Source organism: Xanthomonas sp. WHRI 8932A (genome assembly GCF_035012785.1).
In the GTDB taxonomy this organism is placed as follows: domain Bacteria; phylum Pseudomonadota; class Gammaproteobacteria; order Xanthomonadales; family Xanthomonadaceae; genus Xanthomonas.
Map to the genome: position 1 here is coordinate 534900 of NZ_JAYGQQ010000002.1, position 15736 is coordinate 550635.

Consider the following 15736-nt stretch of genomic DNA (forward strand, 5'->3'; position numbering starts at 1 on the left):
CGACACACCGGAGTTCGAGAGATACTTCCGTTTCAGTCTGTTCATGACTGAACCATGAATCCGTGATGTGTGTCAATCTTTTGACAGTTGGCGCGCTGAATGCGAACAGATGTCCTGAAAACGTCAGCCTCGCGCTTGCGTAACGATGTTTTTCTGAAACCGGTGGCGGTCCTGGGGCGTTCTAGTCAGAAATCTGACGCCCTGGCGACGGTGTGCGGCAGATCGCCGAGCTTCCTGTTTCCCAGCGAGAAAGCGCGCGGGAGGGGGCATTGGCGGCCGCGCCTAATGGACCTCACTTCACCAAGGTGGCTGCGCACACAGCTCCATGCCGCTCCTCGCCCCGGCCCGTGCAGCTGGCGCGGACGCACCAAGGCAAGACGCGTCAGTCGCGCGCGAACTGTGCCTTGCTGCTCCGCAGGAGGGGGTCTGGATTTCGCCGCGACGACGCAGTCGACACCGCCGACCAATGCCTGCGAGCGGCAAGCAGCAGCCACCAACCAGCCGTCAGAAACCAACAACCAGCACAGCGATAGGCCGAAGCGGGCAAGCAGACAGATCCGCAGGAAAACGCGGGCGCGCGTGTACGGACTAGACACGTCCACTCGTACACTGCGCGTCCTGCAGAGCGCTTCGATCGTCAGCGATTGCAGCGACACACGCATCCATCGAACCGAACAGGTCACGCATGCACGCCGTCATCTACCACAACCCCGCCTGCGGCACGTCGCGCAACACGCTGGCGCTGATTCGGCATGTCGGCATCGAACCGCAGATTGTCGACTACCTGCAGCACCCGCCCAGCCGACAGACGTTGCAATCGCTGATTGCCGATGCCGGTCTGTCGGTGCGCGATGCCATGCGTCAGAAGGGCACGCCGTATCTGGAGCTGGGACTGGACAATCCCGCGCTGGAGGACGCCGCACTGTTGAGCGCGATGATTGCGCACCCGATCCTGATCAATCGCCCGTTCGTGCAGACGCCGTTGGGTACGCGCCTGTGTCGTCCATCCGAGCAGGTGCTCGACCTGTTGCCACCGGCCACCAGCGCATTCGCCAAGGAAGACGGCGAAGCCGTGCTGGACGAGAGCGGGCAGCGGATCGGCGCTTGAGCGCTGCAGCGGATCGCAGTCCTGCACTGCATCGCTAACCACTCTGCGGCTGCTGCGCTAAAAGCAAGCAATAAAACGGTTGCGCGACTACCCAGCCGGACGGATTGGCAGCTTGGCGCCATGGCAGTCTTTACCGCAAATCGCACTGCGTTTGCCGCGCTGAGAGCGACCAGCAAAGTGACCGTTTAACCGCAGGCATGTTGACCACAGGCAGGCGAGGCCGGTGCCAGGAAGTGTTATGCAGCACTCGTACACTCCGGTTGGCGCCACCCATGCCCGCCCGGCAGCCGCTCGCTAGCGTGTGTTGGCCGTTCTAAAATCGCTGTCGTGTTTTTGAGGAGCATCGATATGATTCGCGAAATTATCCGCATGGGCGACAAGCGCCTGCTGCGCGTGGCGCCGCCGGTGAGCAACCTGGGCAGTGCCGAGTTGCATGCCTTGGTGGCCGACATGTTCGAGACCATGGATCATGCGCACGGCGTCGGTCTTGCGGCTCCGCAGATCGCGGTGGACCTGCAACTGATGGTGTTCGGCTTCGAAGTCAGCGAGCGGTATCCGGACGCGCCCACGGTACCGCGCACGGCCTTGGCGAATGCGCAGATCGAGCCGCTGTCGGACGAGATGGAAAACGGCTGGGAAGGGTGCCTGTCGATTCCCGGCCTGCGCGCGGTGATCCCGCGTTACCGCCACATCCGTTACCGCGGCTTCGCCCCCGACGGCAGCCCGATCGAGCGCGAGGCCGAAGGTTTCCATGCCCGCGTGGTGCAACACGAATACGACCATCTGGTCGGCCGCCTGTATCCCTCGCGCATCGAAAATTTCGACACCTTCGGCTTCGAAGACGTGCTGTCCTACGATCTGTAACGCGTTACTTCATCCGGGCACGGTCGCGTGTGCAAACGCGGCCGTGCCGAAGCGATCGCGCACCAAGTGTGGCGATGGCTGCCGGCCGCGCAGAGTTGGACAGGTGTAGCTCTGTAGCTACTGCACGTTCTGTAGCGCATGCATACCGTCCAGCCGTGGTCGACGTCGCACCCGATCAACTCGTACCTCGTGCCCTGTCCCTCGTCCCCCGCAACGCAGCACCACTCGATTCCATCAGTGCTCGATCAACGCAACAGGCGCGATGTCCTTGCCGGTTTCGGGACCCTGTGGCGGCATGGATGCCGCTACGGAGCCTCCACGGACGGATTCACGGCGTGTCCCGGAAGCGGCAAGGGCATCGCGCCCTCGACCACCAGTGATGCCCAAATCATGGCAAGCCCACCTTCAATCGCCCAGACGCGCCGTAACCCCCAAACGTTGCGTGCACTAACGCATACCGCATCCACACGCCATGCGACACATTCACACCTGCCGCCCCCAGCCCCACAAACAAAAAGGGCGCCTAGCGGCGCCCTGATCGTGACAAGTTGAACGCGCTTACTTCAGCGCCTTGAAGCGCAGACGCTTCGGGCCCGCGTCATCGCCCATACGGCGACGCTTGTCTTCTTCGTACTCGCGGTAGTTGCCCTGGAAGAACTCCACATGCGAGTCGCCTTCGAACGACAGGATGTGCGTGGCGATACGGTCGAGGAACCAGCGGTCATGCGAAATCACGAAGGTGTTGCCCGGGAACTCCAGCAACGCATCTTCCAGCGCACGCAGCGTTTCGATGTCCAGATCGTTGGACGGTTCGTCGAGCAGTAGCACGTTGCCGCCCTGCAGTAGCGTCTTGGCCATGTGCAGACGACCGCGCTCACCACCGGAGAGTGCCCCGACCATCTTCTGCTGGTCCTGGCCCTTGAAGTTGAAGCGGCCGATGTAGGCGCGCGACTGAATCTCCACACCGTTGATGTTGAGGATATCCAGGCCGCCAGCGATTTCCTGGAACACGTTGTGGTTGCCTTCCAGTGCATCGCGGCTCTGGTCCACGTAGGACAGCTGCACGGTGGGGCCGACCACGATTTCGCCGGAATCGGGCTTTTCCTGGCCGGTGATCATCTTGAACAGGGTCGACTTACCGGCACCGTTGGGGCCGATGATGCCGACGATGGCGCCGGGCGGCACGATCATCGACAGGTTGTCGATCAGCAGACGGTCGCCGAACTTCTTGGACACGTTCTTGAACTCCATCACCGAGTTGCCCAGGCGCTCGCCCGGCGGGATGAAGATCTCGTTGGTCTCGTTGCGGCGCTGGTAATCGACCGACTGCAGCTCTTCCAGGCGCGCCAGACGCGCCTTGCCCTTGGTGCGGCCGCCCTTGGCGTTCTGCCGCGACCATTCCAGTTCCTTCTGGATCGCCTTCTGGCGTGACTTTTCCTGGTTGTCTTCCTGCTTGAGGCGCTCGTCCTTCTGGGTCAGCCAGTCGGTGTAGTTGCCCTTCCACGGAATGCCGCGGCCGCGGTCCAGTTCCAGGATCCACTCGGCGGCGTTGTCCAGGAAGTAGCGATCATGCGTCACCGCCACCACGGTGCCGGTGTAGCGCGCCAGGAACTGTTCCAGCCACTCCACCGATTCGGCGTCCAAATGGTTGGTCGGTTCGTCGAGCAGCAGCATGTCCGGCTTCTGCAGCAGCAGGCGGCACAGCGCCACGCGGCGCTTTTCACCACCGGACAGCTTGCCCACGATGGCTTCCCACGGCGGCAGGCGCAGCGCATCGGCGGCCACGTCCAGCTGGTTTTCCAGGGTGTGCGCATCGCCGGCGGCCAGGATCGCTTCCAGGCGTTCCTGTTCCTTGGCCAGCGCGTCGAAATCGGCGCCTTCTTCGGCATAAGCCACATACACCGCATCCAGCGCGGCCTGGGCCTGCAGCACATCGCCCACGCCTTCTTCCACCGCCTCGCGCACGGTGTGCTCGGGGTTGAGCTGCGGTTCCTGGGCCAGATAACCGACCTTGATGCCGGCCTGTGGACGGGCTTCGCCCTCGAAGTCGGTGTCCACGCCGGCCATGATCTTCAGCACCGTCGACTTGCCCGCGCCGTTCAGGCCCAGCAGGCCGATCTTGGCGCCCGGGAAGAAGCTCAGCGAGATGTCCTTGATGATCTGCCGCTTGGGCGGGACCACCTTGCTGACGCGGTTCATGGTGTAGATATATTGCGACATGGGTGCTCCGTGGACGCAGGCAGCCCGCCGGCCGAGGCCGGAGGCGGCGGAAAAGGGATTGCGGCAATTATACGGGCAAGTGCCCGGGGCCGCGGCAGACGGGCGTGTAGCTAAACGGCAGCCTACCTATTACCTGAATAGGCGTTTTCGTAATCGATTCCAGCAAGAATGCGTTAAGGCGAGCAACGTCTTAATGAAATTGCGACATCGCAAACAGGAGCTGGTCATGAACCGCAATCGCATCGTCACTGTTGTGCTTTCTTCCATCCTGGCGTTGGGCTCCATGGCCCCGGCTGCGTTCGCCGGCGACTGGGACCGCGACCACGACCGCCGCGGGCATGACCGCGACGATCGCCACGACCGCGGCCGCGATCATCGCGGCAACTGGGGCAACGACCGTCGCGACTGGCGCGATGACCGCCGGGCCGAACGTCGCGACGACCGCCGCTATTACAGCAATGGTTACCGCGAGGGCTATCGCGATGCCCGCTATCAGGACCGTCGCTACGACCGCAACCGGGTCTATGTCTACGATCGCCCCACCTACTACCGCGCTGGCCCGCCGCCGCGCCCGTATTGGGCCCGTGGCCAGCGTTATCACGGACCGGTCTATGTTGTGAACGACTATGACCGCTACAACCTGCGTCGCCCGCCGTATGGCTACCGTTGGCAGCGCGACAACACCGGCAATCTGCTGCTGGTCGCCATCGCCACCGGCGTCATCGCCGACCTGGTTCTCAACAACTGAGCAGGCACCGGGTTGCTCGTCGAGCAATCGGGCCGGTCATCACGCAAAGGCGCACTTCGGTGCGCCTTTGTCGTTTGCGCCGCGCGCCGGCCGACCGGGCGCATTGCCCGCACCAGCAGCGCGATTGGTCACCCGTGCGGCGGGGGCTTACAATCGGCGGCCCTACTGGCTGCAGCTGCCCCCGGAGCTTCGAATGTTCTCGCGCGACGTCCGACTGGAAACCTACGACCCCGAACTGGCCAAGGCCATCGCCGCTGAAGTTGGCCGCCAGGAGGATCACGTCGAACTGATCGCCAGCGAGAACTACTGCAGCGCGCTGGTGATGGAGGCCCAGGGCAGCCAGCTGACCAACAAATACGCCGAAGGCTATCCGGGCAAGCGCTATTACGGCGGTTGCGAGTTTGTCGACATCGCCGAGCAACTGGCGATCGACCGCATCAAACAGGTATTTGGTGCCGACTACGCAAACGTGCAGCCGCACAGCGGCTCGCAGGCCAACCAGGCGGTGTATCTGGCGCTGCTGCAGCCCGGCGACACCATCCTGGGCATGAGTCTGGCCCATGGTGGCCACCTGACCCACGGCGCCAAGGTCAATGTCTCCGGCAAGCTGTTCAAGGCGGTGCAGTACGGCGTCGACGAGCAGGGCCTGATCGATTACGACGAGGTCCAGCGCCTGGCCACCGAGCACACGCCGAAGATGGTCGTGGCCGGTTTCTCAGCCTACTCGCAGAAGATCGACTGGGCGCGCTTCCGCGCCATCGCCGACAGTGTGGGTGCGTATCTATTTGTCGACATGGCGCACGTCGCCGGCCTGGTTGCCGCCGGCGTTTATCCGAGTCCGATGGAGCATGCGCACGTGGTCACCTCGACCACCCACAAGACCCTGCGCGGCCCGCGCGGCGGAATCATCGTGGCCAAGGGCGCCAGCGAGGAGCTGCAGAAGAAGCTGCAGTCGATCGTGTTCCCCGGCATCCAGGGTGGTCCACTGATGCACGTGATCGCGGCGAAAGCGGTCGCGTTCAAGGAAGCGCTGGAACCAGCCTTCAAGACCTACCAGCAGCAGGTGGTCAAGAACGCCCAGGCCATGGCCAACACGCTGATCGCGCGCGGCTACAAGATCGTCTCCGGCGGTACCGAGAACCACCTGATGCTGGTCGACATGATCGGCCGCGATGTCTCCGGCAAGGATGCAGAGGCCGCGCTCGGCAAGGCCCACATCACCGTCAACAAAAATGCAGTACCCAACGACCCGCGTTCGCCGTTCGTGACCTCGGGCCTGCGCCTGGGCACCCCGGCCATCACCACGCGCGGTTACAAGGAGCAGGACAGCATCGACCTGGCCAACTGGATCGCCGACGTGCTGGACGCACCGGCCGACGAAGCCGTGCTGGCCAAGGTGCGCGATGCAGTAACTGCGCAGTGCAAGAAGTATCCGGTGTATGGCTGAGGTGCCGGGATTGGTGATTCGGGATTGGGGATGCGCGGCAAGCGCGTCCTTGTTCCTGCTGTTGCCAATCCCTAATCCCCACTCACCAATCTCGGCAACCTGATGCACTGCCCCTTTTGCCAGCACAACGACACCCGCGTGATCGATTCGCGAGTGTCCGAAGACGGCACGACGATTCGTCGGCGCCGTGAGTGCGAGGCGTGCGGCGAGCGTTTCAGCACCCTGGAAACCATCGAACTGAAACTGCCGACGGTGGTCAAGAGCGATGGCGGGCGCGAGGGGTTCGACGCGCGCAAGCTGCGTACCAGCTTCGACCGCGCGCTGCAGAAACGCCCGGTGTCCGAGGAACAGATCGAAGCGGCGGTGCGCGCGGTGGTGCATCAGCTGCGCATGTCCGGCGAGCGCGAAGTGGGTTCGCTGCGCGTGGGCGAATACGTGATGGTCGAGCTGCGCAAACTCGACCATGTGGGCTATGTGCGCTTCGCCTCGGTGTATCGCAGTTTTCAGGACGTAGCCGACTTCCGCGAAGAAATCGAAAAGCTCGAACGCGAGCTCCCGGTCGGCAGCGAGCAACTGCCGCTGCTGGAAGCGGCGTTGGAACGTGCCGGCAAACCCGGTAAGCGCTGAGCGCATGCGCATCGCCTGCGTGGCGGACACGCCAGAACATTTGCCTGCCATCGCGCACGCGCATCTGCAGGCCTTCGGCAGCCTGTTGCCGGACTGGAACATCGACGAAGCGTTGAGCGAACTGCGCAGCCATACCCGCGATGGCGTGATTCCCACCACCTGGGTCGCGCTCGATCAATCGCACTGGCTCGGCTCGGTCAGCCTGCTGGAGAACGACGATGGCCGCATCCGGCAATGGTCGCCATGGCTGGCATCGCTGTACGTGCAGCCGCAGGCGCGCGGGCATGGCATCGGCGAAGCACTGGTGGCGCACTGCGTGCGGGCCGCCGCGCAATTGAAGGTGCCGCTGCTGTATCTGTATTGCCAACCGGCGCTGGTGCCGTTTTATCAGCGGCTTGGCTGGCACGCGCATGCCGAGCTGTTGCTTGGCCCGATGCAGATCGTGGTGATGGCCATCGCGCCGGAGGGAGCAACGCAATGAACGTGACGGCCGACGACCACCGCTGGATGGCGCAGGCACTTCGCCTGGCAGAACGCGGTGCCTACACCACGCGCCCCAATCCAATGGTGGGCTGCGTGATCGTGCGCGATGGCATGTGCGTGGGCGAAGGCTTCCATCAACGTGCCGGTGGCCCGCATGCCGAAGTGTTTGCGCTGCGCGCTGCCGGCGAGCGTGCACGCGGAGCGACCGCGTATGTGACGTTGGAGCCGTGCGCACATTATGGGCGCACGCCGCCGTGCGCATTGGCCTTGATCGAGGCTGGTGTGGCGCGCGTGGTCGCGGCGATGGCCGACCCGTTTCCGCAGGTCAACGGCGGTGGTTTCGCGCTGCTGCGCGAGGCGGGGATCGAGGTGATCAGTGGCGTGCTGCAGGCGCAGGCGCGCGAGCTCAATCGTGGATTTCTGTCGCGGGTGGAGCGTGGCCGTCCGTGGCTGCGGGTCAAGCTGGGCGCCAGCCTGGATGGGCGCACTGCGCTGGCCAGCGGCGAGTCCAAGTGGATCACCGGTGCAGACGCACGTGCCGACGTGCAACGCTGGCGCGCGCGTGCCGGTGCCATCCTGACCGGTGCCGGCACGGTGCTGGCCGACGATCCGGCGATGACGGTGCGGCTGGGCGATGACACACCTTTCGTGCCGCCGTTGCGGGTCGTACTGGATGCGCGCTTGCGCACCGTGGGGTGCGAGAAGATTCGCCAGGGCGACGCACCGACTCTCTATCTGCATGGCAACGCCGCATCAGCGACGCCGCTGCACAACGCCGAGTTCGTCGGGATGCCACTGCACGACGGTCGCTTCGATCTGGGAGCGGTGTTGGCGCTGCTGGCCGAGCGCGGCATCAACGAAGTGCATGCAGAAGCCGGCGCAACCCTGAGCGGCGCGCTGCTGCAAGCTGGTCTGGTCGACGAACTGCTGGTCTATCTGGCGCCGGTGGTGCTGGGCGATGCCGCCAGACCGTTGTTGGCCGGGCTTGGCATCGACACCATGGTGCAGCGTCGCACGCTGCATTTGGCCGATGTGCGCCAACTTGGCCAAGACCTGCGGCTGCGCTATCTGCCTGATGCCGTTGAATGAGCGGTAGCCCTGGTGCAAGAGAATGTTGCAGGCTGCTGATTCTGTAACTCACGTGTTCTGTAAGCCTTGAGGCCTGATGATGACCGTATCGAATGCGTTGCCTGCCTTGGGGCAGGGCAGGTCCGAAGGGACCAGCGATGCAGGCGACCGTTAGACACTGCTGACCAACACGTGCTCTTAAGCCTCTTTAGATGAATCTCACTTTTCTTCTTGTCATCGGATTTCTCACTATGACCATGGACACTGCCCAAGCCCGGCAGTTTGCGGAAGGGCAAGTTTGGGAGTACCACAACAGGGCCGAAGAGCCGGGATCGACGCTGCAGATCAACAGGATCGAGATCGAACCGAAGATTGGCGAAGTGTTCCATATCAGCATTCGCGACGTTCGGGTAAAAAATGCGCATGCGCCCAACGCCATCTCAACGGAGTTGCCGCATTCTCCGGTGTCCAGAACGACACTCGAAAGCTCCGTGACGACGCTTGTCGGCCAGGCCGCGGTGAACCCGGAGTATCTGGAGGGCTACACAACCTGGCGGACTGCTTTTGAAGAAGGCAACGCTGGAGTTTTCACGATCCCCGTCAGTGAGATCGTCGATGTCATCGAAACCACGATCAATCAGTAGCAGGATGTGGCGTTGGTGTCGTGGTCGACGGCATGCTCCGGCTTCTGGACGTTCCCAGATGCAAATCGCAGCAAGCGTGCGTGCGATGTTGCAGGTGCTAGAGACGCGGGTTCCACCGCCCATTCTGCTGGTGGTGCTTGCAGCCGTGGTGTGGCTATTGCCCGGAGCGTTCTACTCGCGTGTGTGCATTACCGTTGGCGTGCTGTGTCTTGCGCTTGGCCTTTCAATCAATGCATGGTCGAAAGTCATGTTTCGGACTGCGCATACCACGGTCAATCCACTGCACCCGGAACGGTCCTCTGCGTTGGTGACATCCGGGCTGTATCGCTACTCGCGTAACCCGATGTACCTAGGCTATGCCCTGGTATTGCTGGGCTGGGTCATGTGCCGTGGTCAGGTGCTTGGCCTGTTCGCAGTTGCGCTGTTTATCGGCTACATAACGGTTTTTCAGATACTGCCCGAGGAGCGCTGCCTGTCGGCACGCTTCCAGGCTCAGTATGCGGTGTACCGCGCGGAGGTACGCCGCTGGCTCTGAATCGCTTCCCGCAAGTCGATGGATGGTGTACTTGGCCTGGTGCCCTCTGATTTGCCGTATGTGTCCTGCCTGCGTTGGACATTGGCGAGTGCGTCGGCTGAGGTGTTGGTGAGTGCTTCAGCCGCGAACCTGATTTGTGGAGTTCCGTCGGGGTGCACGGTCCAGACTGCGAATGGTGCGCAAGCGGCATTTCGATTTGTAAGCAATCTACGGGTATGGATCTACCTTGGCGAAACGCATTTGCCTTCAGGGATACCCTAATCGCGCCAGGAGTGGCCGGACACAAAAAAGGCTCCGCAAGCGGAGCCTTTTTTGTAGCTGCAGCGCGTCGATCAGAAGCTTGCGCGCACGCCGACACGGTACTGATTGGCGTTGTCGATGAACTGGACTTCGCCGACCAGGCCCCAGGTCGGGGTGAAGTTCACCTGGCCGCCGAGGGTGCCGACGAATTCGCCTTCGTCCACGTCGCTGCCGTCGATGTAGCCGGCCTTGATCCATGCTTCGGTCCGCGGCGAGGGCTTGCCACGCAGGCCGAGGTTACCGAAGCCCAGGCTGCTGGTGTCGGAGGAGTCGTCGATCGCACGGCCACGCAGGCGCAGGTCGGATTCGACCTTGGAGCGCAGCACGCTGATGTCGGCGATGAACTCGACGCGCTCGGTCATTTCCTGGCGATAGCCGATACCGAAGCTGGCCTGCTGCAAGGTGCCTTCGAGCACAAAGCCAGAGCCGAGGTTGAAATCCTTGCTGGCGCGCTGGTAGCCGGCGAGCAGGTAGACCGGCTCGGCAATCTTCCACGAACCGCGCAGGTAGCCGCCGTCGAGATCGTCCGAATCGCCGTTCACGGTGATTTCGGTGCGGTTCCAGCCGCCTTCGACGTAGCTGTAGCTCAGGCCTTCAGCAGCGGCGGCAAACGGGGTGGCGGCCAGCAGGGCAGCCAGAATCAGGGTGGTGCGCATAAGTGTTCTCTCTGAGTTGATGTCCGTGTCTTCCGGCCTGTTGCAGGCTGGAAAAAAGCGCGACGTCTCCCGCCGCGGCGCGCAATTTAACAGACTCTTCACAAAACTGGCTATGGGGAAATTCCTGACACGACACAGCGTCCTGTTGGCCTTAGCTGGTGGTCAGCAATGGCGCCGATGTGCGCTGTTAAACTGCGCCGGCCGGTTCGCCGGTACTTACGAACGTCTTCAGGGCGGGGTGCGATTCCCCACCGGCGGTAGGCACGTGCAAGCGTGCGAGCCCGCGAGCGCTTCGCAGCGGTGTCCGGGGCGTTATGTGCCGGGCGTGGTGCGAAGGTCAGCAGATCCGGTCCGATGCCGGAGCCGACGGTATAGTCCGGATGAAAGAAGACGGCCAACGCGCAGCCCTTGCGGCTGTGCGCGCGCCTGTTTGCTTTGCCTTGCGGCGTTTTTCGCTCAACTTCTGCGAGAAACGACTATGTATTTGCATCACCTGTCGCGTTGCATCGCGACCTTCCATCGCGCCAACTCACCCCGATCGCTACTGCAAACGGGGGTGCGCTGATGTTTACCGGAATCATTGAAGGCGTGGGCCGTCTGGCGGCGCGCCAACCGCAGGGTGGCGATATGCGGTTTACCTTCGCTGTCGGCAGCTTGCCGTTCGACGCGGTCCAATTGGGTGAAAGCATCGCGGTCAATGGCGTTTGCCTGACCGTGATCGCGTTCGACGCGAGCAGTTTTCAGGCCGATGCGTCCACCGAAACCCTGTCGCTGACCACCTTGGGCGCGTTGCCGGAAGGCGCGGTGATCAATCTGGAACGTGCGATGCGCCCGACCGACCGCCTTGGCGGGCATCTGGTCAGTGGCCACGTCGATGGTCTGGGTCAGGTGCAATCGGTGCACGAGGATGCGCGCGCGCAGCGCTGGCGGTTTGCGGCGCCACCGGCGGTGCTGCGCTACGTGGCCAAGAAGGGCTCGATCTGCGTGGATGGTGTCAGCCTCACCGTCAACGAAGTGGACCAGGACGGCTTTGAAGTGGCGTTGATTCCGCACACGGTCGCCAATACCGCGTTTGCGGCCACTGCGGTAGGCGCTGCGGTGAATCTGGAAATCGATCTGGTCGCGCGCTATGTCGAACGTTTGCTCGGCACGCGGGGTGAGGCATGAATTTTGCGCCGGTTCCCGAGCTGATCGAAGAGTTGCGTGCCGGGCGCATGGTGGTGATCGTCGATGATGAAGACCGCGAAAACGAGGGCGATCTGATCATGGCCGCCGAGCTGGTCAAGCCGTCGGACATCAATTTCATGGTGACCCACGCGCGCGGGCTGGTGTGTCTGTCGCTGACCCGCGAGCGGTGCGCGCAACTCGGTTTGGCGCCGATGGTGCGCAATAACACCGCGCAGTTTCAGACCAACTTCACCGTCAGCATCGAGGCGGCCGAGGGCGTCACCACCGGTATTTCGGCGTACGACCGTGCGCACACGGTGCGGACCGCGGTGCGCCCGGATGCCAAGCCGCAGGACCTGAGTCAGCCGGGTCACATCTTCCCGCTGATTTCCCAGCCCGGTGGCGTGCTGACCCGTGCCGGGCACACCGAAGCCGCCAGCGATCTGCCGATGCTGGCGGGGCTGGAACCTGCCGGTGTGCTGGTGGAAGTGCTCAACCCGGATGGCAGCATGGCGCGCCGCCCGCAGCTGGAAGTGTTCGCCCGCGAGCATGGGCTGAAGATGGGCTCGATCGCCGATCTGATCGCGTACCGCTTGGCCAACGAGCACACCGTCGAGCGTGTGGACGAGCGCGACATCACCACCGAGTTCGGGCCGTTCAAACTGGTGACTTACCGCGACCGCATCGCGCACGACCTGCACTTTGCGCTGGTGCGCGGCGCGGCCGATCCGCACACCCCCACGCTGGTGCGCGTGCAGGTGGAAAACCCGCTGGCCGATCTGCTGCATTGGCAGCGCGATGATTTCGGCGTGGCCGCCACCGATGCCTTGCGTGCGATCGCTGCCGAAGGGCAGGGCGTGATGGTGGTGCTGTCGGCCCCGCGCGACAGCGAATCGCTGTTGGCGCGGCTGCGTCAGCAGCCCGAGGCCGCCACCAATGCCAAGGATGTCAGCCAGTGGCGTCGCAACGGTGCCGGCGCGCAGATCCTGGCCGAACTGGGCCTGGGCAAGCTGCGCGTGCTGGGCACCCCGCGCCGCCAGGTCGGCCTGGCCGGCTTCGGGCTGGAAGTGGTGGAGTATCTGGAATGCCACGCGGGCGAAGCGGTGCGTTCGGTGCCGCCGACCGCAGTGCCGTAGCGCATCCAGTTCAGCCAGCGCGTGGTGGCTAGCGGGTGCGGGCGTCGAAGGAGCGGGTGGCGGTGATGTCGCCCGTGGCCCGTCGACAACCGCATGCCGCTGGCACAACGCGCTGCAGCTGGTACACCAGGGCGTCCAGGACGCCCGGCAGTGCCTGCTTCGGCGGGCCGCTGCCTCAGATGTCGGCCGGGCCTGGGCCCGGCAGCTGTTAAACTTCCCGCCCCCTCGAGTTGCCGACCCGCATGACCCACTACGAAGGCGATCTTCGCCCCACCACCGCGCGCTTTGCGATCATCGCCAGCCGCTGGAATGCCCGTATCACCGACGTGCTGGTTGCCGGTGCACGCCAGAGCCTGGCCGGCAACGGCGTCGGCGAGGACGCCATCGACGTGATCCGCGTGCCGGGCGCCTGGGAAATTCCGATCGCTGCCAACCGCGTGGCGCAGTCCGGCCAGCACGGCGCGATCATCGCGCTGGGCTGCGTGATCCGTGGCGATACCCGCCACTACGAACATGTGGCCGACCTGTGTGCCGAAGGCCTGATGAGCGTGCAATTGCAGACCGGCGTGCCGGTGCTCAATGGCGTGCTGGCGGTCGAGCGGGTGGAAGATGCCGAGGCGCGTGCCGGCGGCAGCCATGGCAACAAGGGCGAGGAATGCGCGCTTGCCGCACTGGAACTGGTGAATTTGATGGAGTTGTTGCCATGAGCAAGTCCGGTGGACATGCCCGCCACGGCCGTCGCGACGGTATCGACCCGGTGCTGCGCTCGCGCGCGCGCCGCCGCGCCTTGCAGGCGGTGTATGCCTGGCAGATCTCGGGTGGTTTCGCCAAGCAGGTGATCGGCCAGTTTGCGCATGAGCAGGCGCACGAAGTGGCCGACCTGGCGTACTTCGAAAGCCTGGTGGAAGGCGTGCTCACCCATCGCGCCGAGCTGGATACCGCGTTGACGCCGTATCTGGATCGCGGCGTGGAAGAGGTCGATGCGATCGAGCGTGCGGTGCTGCGTCTGGCCGCCTTTGAGCTGCTGCATCGGCAGGACGTGCCATACCGCGTGGTGATCAACGAAGCGATCGAAACCGCCAAGCGCTTCGGCTCCGAACACGGGCACACCTACGTCAACGGCGTGCTGGATCGCGCTGCAGTGGAGTGGCGCAAGGTCGAGTCGGGCGGCGTCAGCGGCGCCTGAGCCGCGGGAATCGGGAGTCGGGAATGGGGAATCGTGAAGAGCCCCACTGCTCGCGACCACCCGCCGCATTTGCGATTCTCCATTCTCCATTCCCGATTCCCGTTGCCATGCCCGAATTTGATCTGATTGCGCGTCTGCGCGCGCGCATTGCCGTGCGTGCCGATGTGCCGCTGGGCATCGGCGACGACGCGGCGTTGCTGCAGCCGCCGGCCGGCGAGCAGTTGGCCATCACTGCCGACACGCTCAATGCCGGTGTGCATTTTCCGCACGAAACGCTTGCCGACGATCTGGGCTGGAAGACGCTGGCGGTCAACCTGTCCGACCTTGCCGCGATGGGCGCGCAGCCACGCTGGTGCACCTTGTCGCTGTCATTGCCGCACGACGATCTGGCGTGGGTGGACGCATTTGCCGATGGATTCTTCGCGCTTGCCGATGCGCATGGCATCGCGTTGGTCGGCGGTGACACCACGCGCGGGCCATTGTCGTGCGCGGTCACCGCGATCGGCAGCGTGCCGCCGGGGGCTGCGCTGCGTCGCGATGGCGCGCGTGTGGGCGATGACGTGTGGGTGACCGGCCAGCTCGGCGAAGCGGCGGCGGCGTTGTCGCTGTGGCAGGCCGGCGCGTTGGATGTCACGCGTGTGGCGGCGGATCCGCTGCATGAAGCATGGCGCAGCCGTTTGCTGCGTCCGCAGCCGCGTGTGCAGGCAGGATTGCGGCTGCGTGGGCTTGCCCATGCCTGCGTGGATGTCTCCGACGGCCTGTTGGCCGATCTGGGCCATCTGTGCGAACGCAGTGGTGTGGGCGCGCACCTGGCACTGACTGATCTGCCGCAGATGCCGCGCGGCGACGGAATCAGCGCGTTGCAGTGCATCGGCTGGCAATTGGGCGGCGGCGACGACTACGAACTGTGTTTCACCGCTGCCCCACAGCACCGTGATGCGGTGCTGCAGGCAATAGCATTTGCCGGCGTGGCTGCCACGCGCATCGGCCAGATCGTTGCTGCACCAGGCGTGGTGGTGCACGACGCCGACGGCCATCCCTGGCAACCCCCACAGCGTGGGTATCAGCACTTCGTCGGTTGAGGGAGTGGCGGCTGGTGCTGCTGCGCTGACGGGTCACGAAAGCTAGCGCTGGGCGGTGTGTCCGCTGTGGCGGTGCCAGCCGGGCGATGCGCATCGGCGAGCGTGGTAGGCCGCGTCCCCGAACTGCCTGCGTTGCCGAGTGCGGTGCTGCGGGGCGGCGTTCTAGGTCTCACCCGTCCTGCCGATGTGTTTCGCGAAGACAAAACGGCCACGCGATATCGCGATGGTTGCAGCACGGCTATGCCTCTGAAAAATTCGGGTCGCAGTGGCGCCATGAGGGCGTGTGTCGACTGGGGCGGTTGTGGCTGCGGCGGGGCGGCTCAACGCCCGTGCCTCAGTGGCGGTATTAGATTCCCGCCTCTCGCCTCTCGCCCCTCGCCCCCCAATTCCCAATTCCCAATTCCCAATTCCCAATTCCCAATTCCCAATTCCCAATTCCCAATTCCCAATTCCCAATTCCCAATT

16 protein-coding genes, 1 other RNA gene and 1 riboswitch are annotated in these 15736 nt (G+C 64.0%); of the genes, 15 read left to right on the forward strand and 2 right to left on the reverse strand.

Annotated elements, in window-relative coordinates; all coding sequences use genetic code 11:
- Window positions 1-685: 685 nt before the first annotated feature.
- The 3 genes from arsC to def all read left to right on the forward strand — a co-directional run bounded on the left by arsC (window position 686) and on the right by def (window position 1972).
- A complete protein-coding gene (gene arsC / locus VC212_RS05055; protein WP_323514294.1) occupies window positions 686-1108 on the forward strand; it encodes an arsenate reductase (glutaredoxin) in 423 nt (140 codons plus the stop codon).
- Between the two features lie 238 nt (window positions 1109-1346).
- A non-coding RNA gene (locus tag VC212_RS05060) (sX9 sRNA) lies at window positions 1347-1418 on the forward strand.
- Between the two features lie 38 nt (window positions 1419-1456).
- On the forward strand, window positions 1457-1972 hold the full coding sequence (gene def, locus VC212_RS05065; protein ID WP_115512537.1) for a peptide deformylase: 516 nt from the start codon (window positions 1457-1459) through the stop codon (window positions 1970-1972).
- Between the two features lie 558 nt (window positions 1973-2530).
- Here the strand turns inward: def and ettA are convergent.
- On the reverse strand, window positions 2531-4192 hold the full coding sequence (ettA, locus tag VC212_RS05070; RefSeq protein ID WP_055850852.1) for an energy-dependent translational throttle protein EttA: 1662 nt from the start codon (window positions 4190-4192) through the stop codon (window positions 2531-2533).
- 226 nt (window positions 4193-4418) lie between these two features.
- Here ettA and VC212_RS05075 point away from each other — a divergent pair, with 226 nt between their 5' ends.
- From VC212_RS05075 to VC212_RS05105, 7 genes are all read left to right on the forward strand, one after another.
- The gene (locus VC212_RS05075; protein WP_323514293.1) at window positions 4419-4940 is read left to right on the forward strand and encodes an RcnB family protein; all 522 of its coding nucleotides are present in this window, start codon (window positions 4419-4421) and stop codon (window positions 4938-4940) included.
- A 193-nt stretch (window positions 4941-5133) separates the two neighbouring features.
- Window positions 5134-6387 (forward strand): serine hydroxymethyltransferase, encoded by a 1254-nt coding sequence (glyA, locus tag VC212_RS05080; protein ID WP_055850854.1) that lies wholly within the window; start codon window positions 5134-5136, stop codon window positions 6385-6387.
- Window positions 6388-6489: 102 nt separating this feature from the next.
- Window positions 6490-7014: a transcriptional regulator NrdR gene (nrdR, locus tag VC212_RS05085; protein ID WP_323514292.1), complete on the forward strand. Its 525-nt coding sequence runs from the start codon at window positions 6490-6492 to the stop codon at window positions 7012-7014.
- A gap of 4 nt (window positions 7015-7018) precedes the next feature.
- Window positions 7019-7495 carry a GNAT family N-acetyltransferase gene (locus VC212_RS05090; protein WP_323514291.1) on the forward strand — a complete coding sequence of 159 codons (477 nt, stop codon included), beginning with the start codon at window positions 7019-7021 and terminating at the stop codon, window positions 7493-7495.
- The gene (ribD, locus tag VC212_RS05095; protein WP_323514290.1) at window positions 7492-8586 is read left to right on the forward strand and encodes a bifunctional diaminohydroxyphosphoribosylaminopyrimidine deaminase/5-amino-6-(5-phosphoribosylamino)uracil reductase RibD; all 1095 of its coding nucleotides are present in this window, start codon (window positions 7492-7494) and stop codon (window positions 8584-8586) included. The genes VC212_RS05090 and ribD overlap by 4 nt, the downstream gene beginning before the upstream one ends.
- Before the next feature lie 191 nt (window positions 8587-8777).
- Window positions 8778-9209, forward strand: a complete 432-nt coding sequence (locus tag VC212_RS05100; protein WP_323514289.1) for a hypothetical protein — start codon at window positions 8778-8780, stop codon at window positions 9207-9209.
- 58 nt (window positions 9210-9267) lie between these two features.
- Window positions 9268-9744, forward strand: a complete 477-nt coding sequence (locus VC212_RS05105; RefSeq protein WP_323514288.1) for an isoprenylcysteine carboxylmethyltransferase family protein — start codon at window positions 9268-9270, stop codon at window positions 9742-9744.
- A gap of 332 nt (window positions 9745-10076) precedes the next feature.
- On the opposite strand, the gene VC212_RS05110 is transcribed toward VC212_RS05105, so the two are convergent.
- Complete coding sequence (locus tag VC212_RS05110; RefSeq protein ID WP_323514287.1) at window positions 10077-10700, reverse strand: hypothetical protein; 624 nt, start codon at window positions 10698-10700, stop codon at window positions 10077-10079.
- A 220-nt stretch (window positions 10701-10920) separates the two neighbouring features.
- A riboswitch (FMN riboswitch) is annotated at window positions 10921-11096 on the forward strand.
- Between the two features lie 168 nt (window positions 11097-11264).
- Between VC212_RS05110 and VC212_RS05115 the strand changes: the two genes are divergently transcribed.
- The 5 genes from VC212_RS05115 to thiL all read left to right on the forward strand — a co-directional run bounded on the left by VC212_RS05115 (window position 11265) and on the right by thiL (window position 15271).
- Window positions 11265-11867 (forward strand): riboflavin synthase, encoded by a 603-nt coding sequence (locus VC212_RS05115; RefSeq protein WP_323514286.1) that lies wholly within the window; start codon window positions 11265-11267, stop codon window positions 11865-11867.
- Complete coding sequence (gene ribB / locus VC212_RS05120; RefSeq protein WP_115553018.1) at window positions 11864-13003, forward strand: 3,4-dihydroxy-2-butanone-4-phosphate synthase; 1140 nt, start codon at window positions 11864-11866, stop codon at window positions 13001-13003. Before VC212_RS05115 ends, ribB begins: the two co-directional genes overlap by 4 nt.
- A 242-nt stretch (window positions 13004-13245) precedes the next feature.
- Window positions 13246-13710, forward strand: a complete 465-nt coding sequence (gene ribH, locus VC212_RS05125) for a 6,7-dimethyl-8-ribityllumazine synthase (protein ID WP_055850871.1) — start codon at window positions 13246-13248, stop codon at window positions 13708-13710.
- Window positions 13707-14189 (forward strand): transcription antitermination factor NusB, encoded by a 483-nt coding sequence (gene nusB, locus VC212_RS05130; protein ID WP_055850874.1) that lies wholly within the window; start codon window positions 13707-13709, stop codon window positions 14187-14189. Before ribH ends, nusB begins: the two co-directional genes overlap by 4 nt.
- A gap of 107 nt (window positions 14190-14296) precedes the next feature.
- Window positions 14297-15271, forward strand: a complete 975-nt coding sequence (gene thiL / locus VC212_RS05135) for a thiamine-phosphate kinase (protein WP_323514285.1) — start codon at window positions 14297-14299, stop codon at window positions 15269-15271.
- Window positions 15272-15736: the final 465 nt, after the last annotated feature.

Excerpts from the sequence above, each read along its gene's own strand:
- arsC (WP_323514294.1), top strand. The coding sequence starts at position 686 with ATGCACGCCGTCATCTACCACAACCCCGCCTGCGGCACGTCGCGCAAC.
- def (WP_115512537.1), top strand. The coding sequence starts at position 1,457 with ATGATTCGCGAAATTATCCGCATGGGCGACAAGCGCCTGCTGCGCGTG.
- ettA (WP_055850852.1), bottom strand. The coding sequence starts at position 4,192 with ATGTCGCAATATATCTACACCATGAACCGCGTCAGCAAGGTGGTCCCG.
- VC212_RS05075 (WP_323514293.1), top strand. The coding sequence starts at position 4,419 with ATGAACCGCAATCGCATCGTCACTGTTGTGCTTTCTTCCATCCTGGCG.
- glyA (WP_055850854.1), top strand. The coding sequence starts at position 5,134 with ATGTTCTCGCGCGACGTCCGACTGGAAACCTACGACCCCGAACTGGCC.
- nrdR (WP_323514292.1), top strand. The coding sequence starts at position 6,490 with ATGCACTGCCCCTTTTGCCAGCACAACGACACCCGCGTGATCGATTCG.
- VC212_RS05090 (WP_323514291.1), top strand. The coding sequence starts at position 7,019 with ATGCGCATCGCCTGCGTGGCGGACACGCCAGAACATTTGCCTGCCATC.
- ribD (WP_323514290.1), top strand. The coding sequence starts at position 7,492 with ATGAACGTGACGGCCGACGACCACCGCTGGATGGCGCAGGCACTTCGC.
- VC212_RS05100 (WP_323514289.1), top strand. The coding sequence starts at position 8,778 with ATGAATCTCACTTTTCTTCTTGTCATCGGATTTCTCACTATGACCATG.
- VC212_RS05105 (WP_323514288.1), top strand. The coding sequence starts at position 9,268 with ATGCAAATCGCAGCAAGCGTGCGTGCGATGTTGCAGGTGCTAGAGACG.
- VC212_RS05110 (WP_323514287.1), bottom strand. The coding sequence starts at position 10,700 with ATGCGCACCACCCTGATTCTGGCTGCCCTGCTGGCCGCCACCCCGTTT.
- VC212_RS05115 (WP_323514286.1), top strand. The coding sequence starts at position 11,265 with ATGTTTACCGGAATCATTGAAGGCGTGGGCCGTCTGGCGGCGCGCCAA.
- ribB (WP_115553018.1), top strand. The coding sequence starts at position 11,864 with ATGAATTTTGCGCCGGTTCCCGAGCTGATCGAAGAGTTGCGTGCCGGG.
- ribH (WP_055850871.1), top strand. The coding sequence starts at position 13,246 with ATGACCCACTACGAAGGCGATCTTCGCCCCACCACCGCGCGCTTTGCG.
- nusB (WP_055850874.1), top strand. The coding sequence starts at position 13,707 with ATGAGCAAGTCCGGTGGACATGCCCGCCACGGCCGTCGCGACGGTATC.
- thiL (WP_323514285.1), top strand. The coding sequence starts at position 14,297 with ATGCCCGAATTTGATCTGATTGCGCGTCTGCGCGCGCGCATTGCCGTG.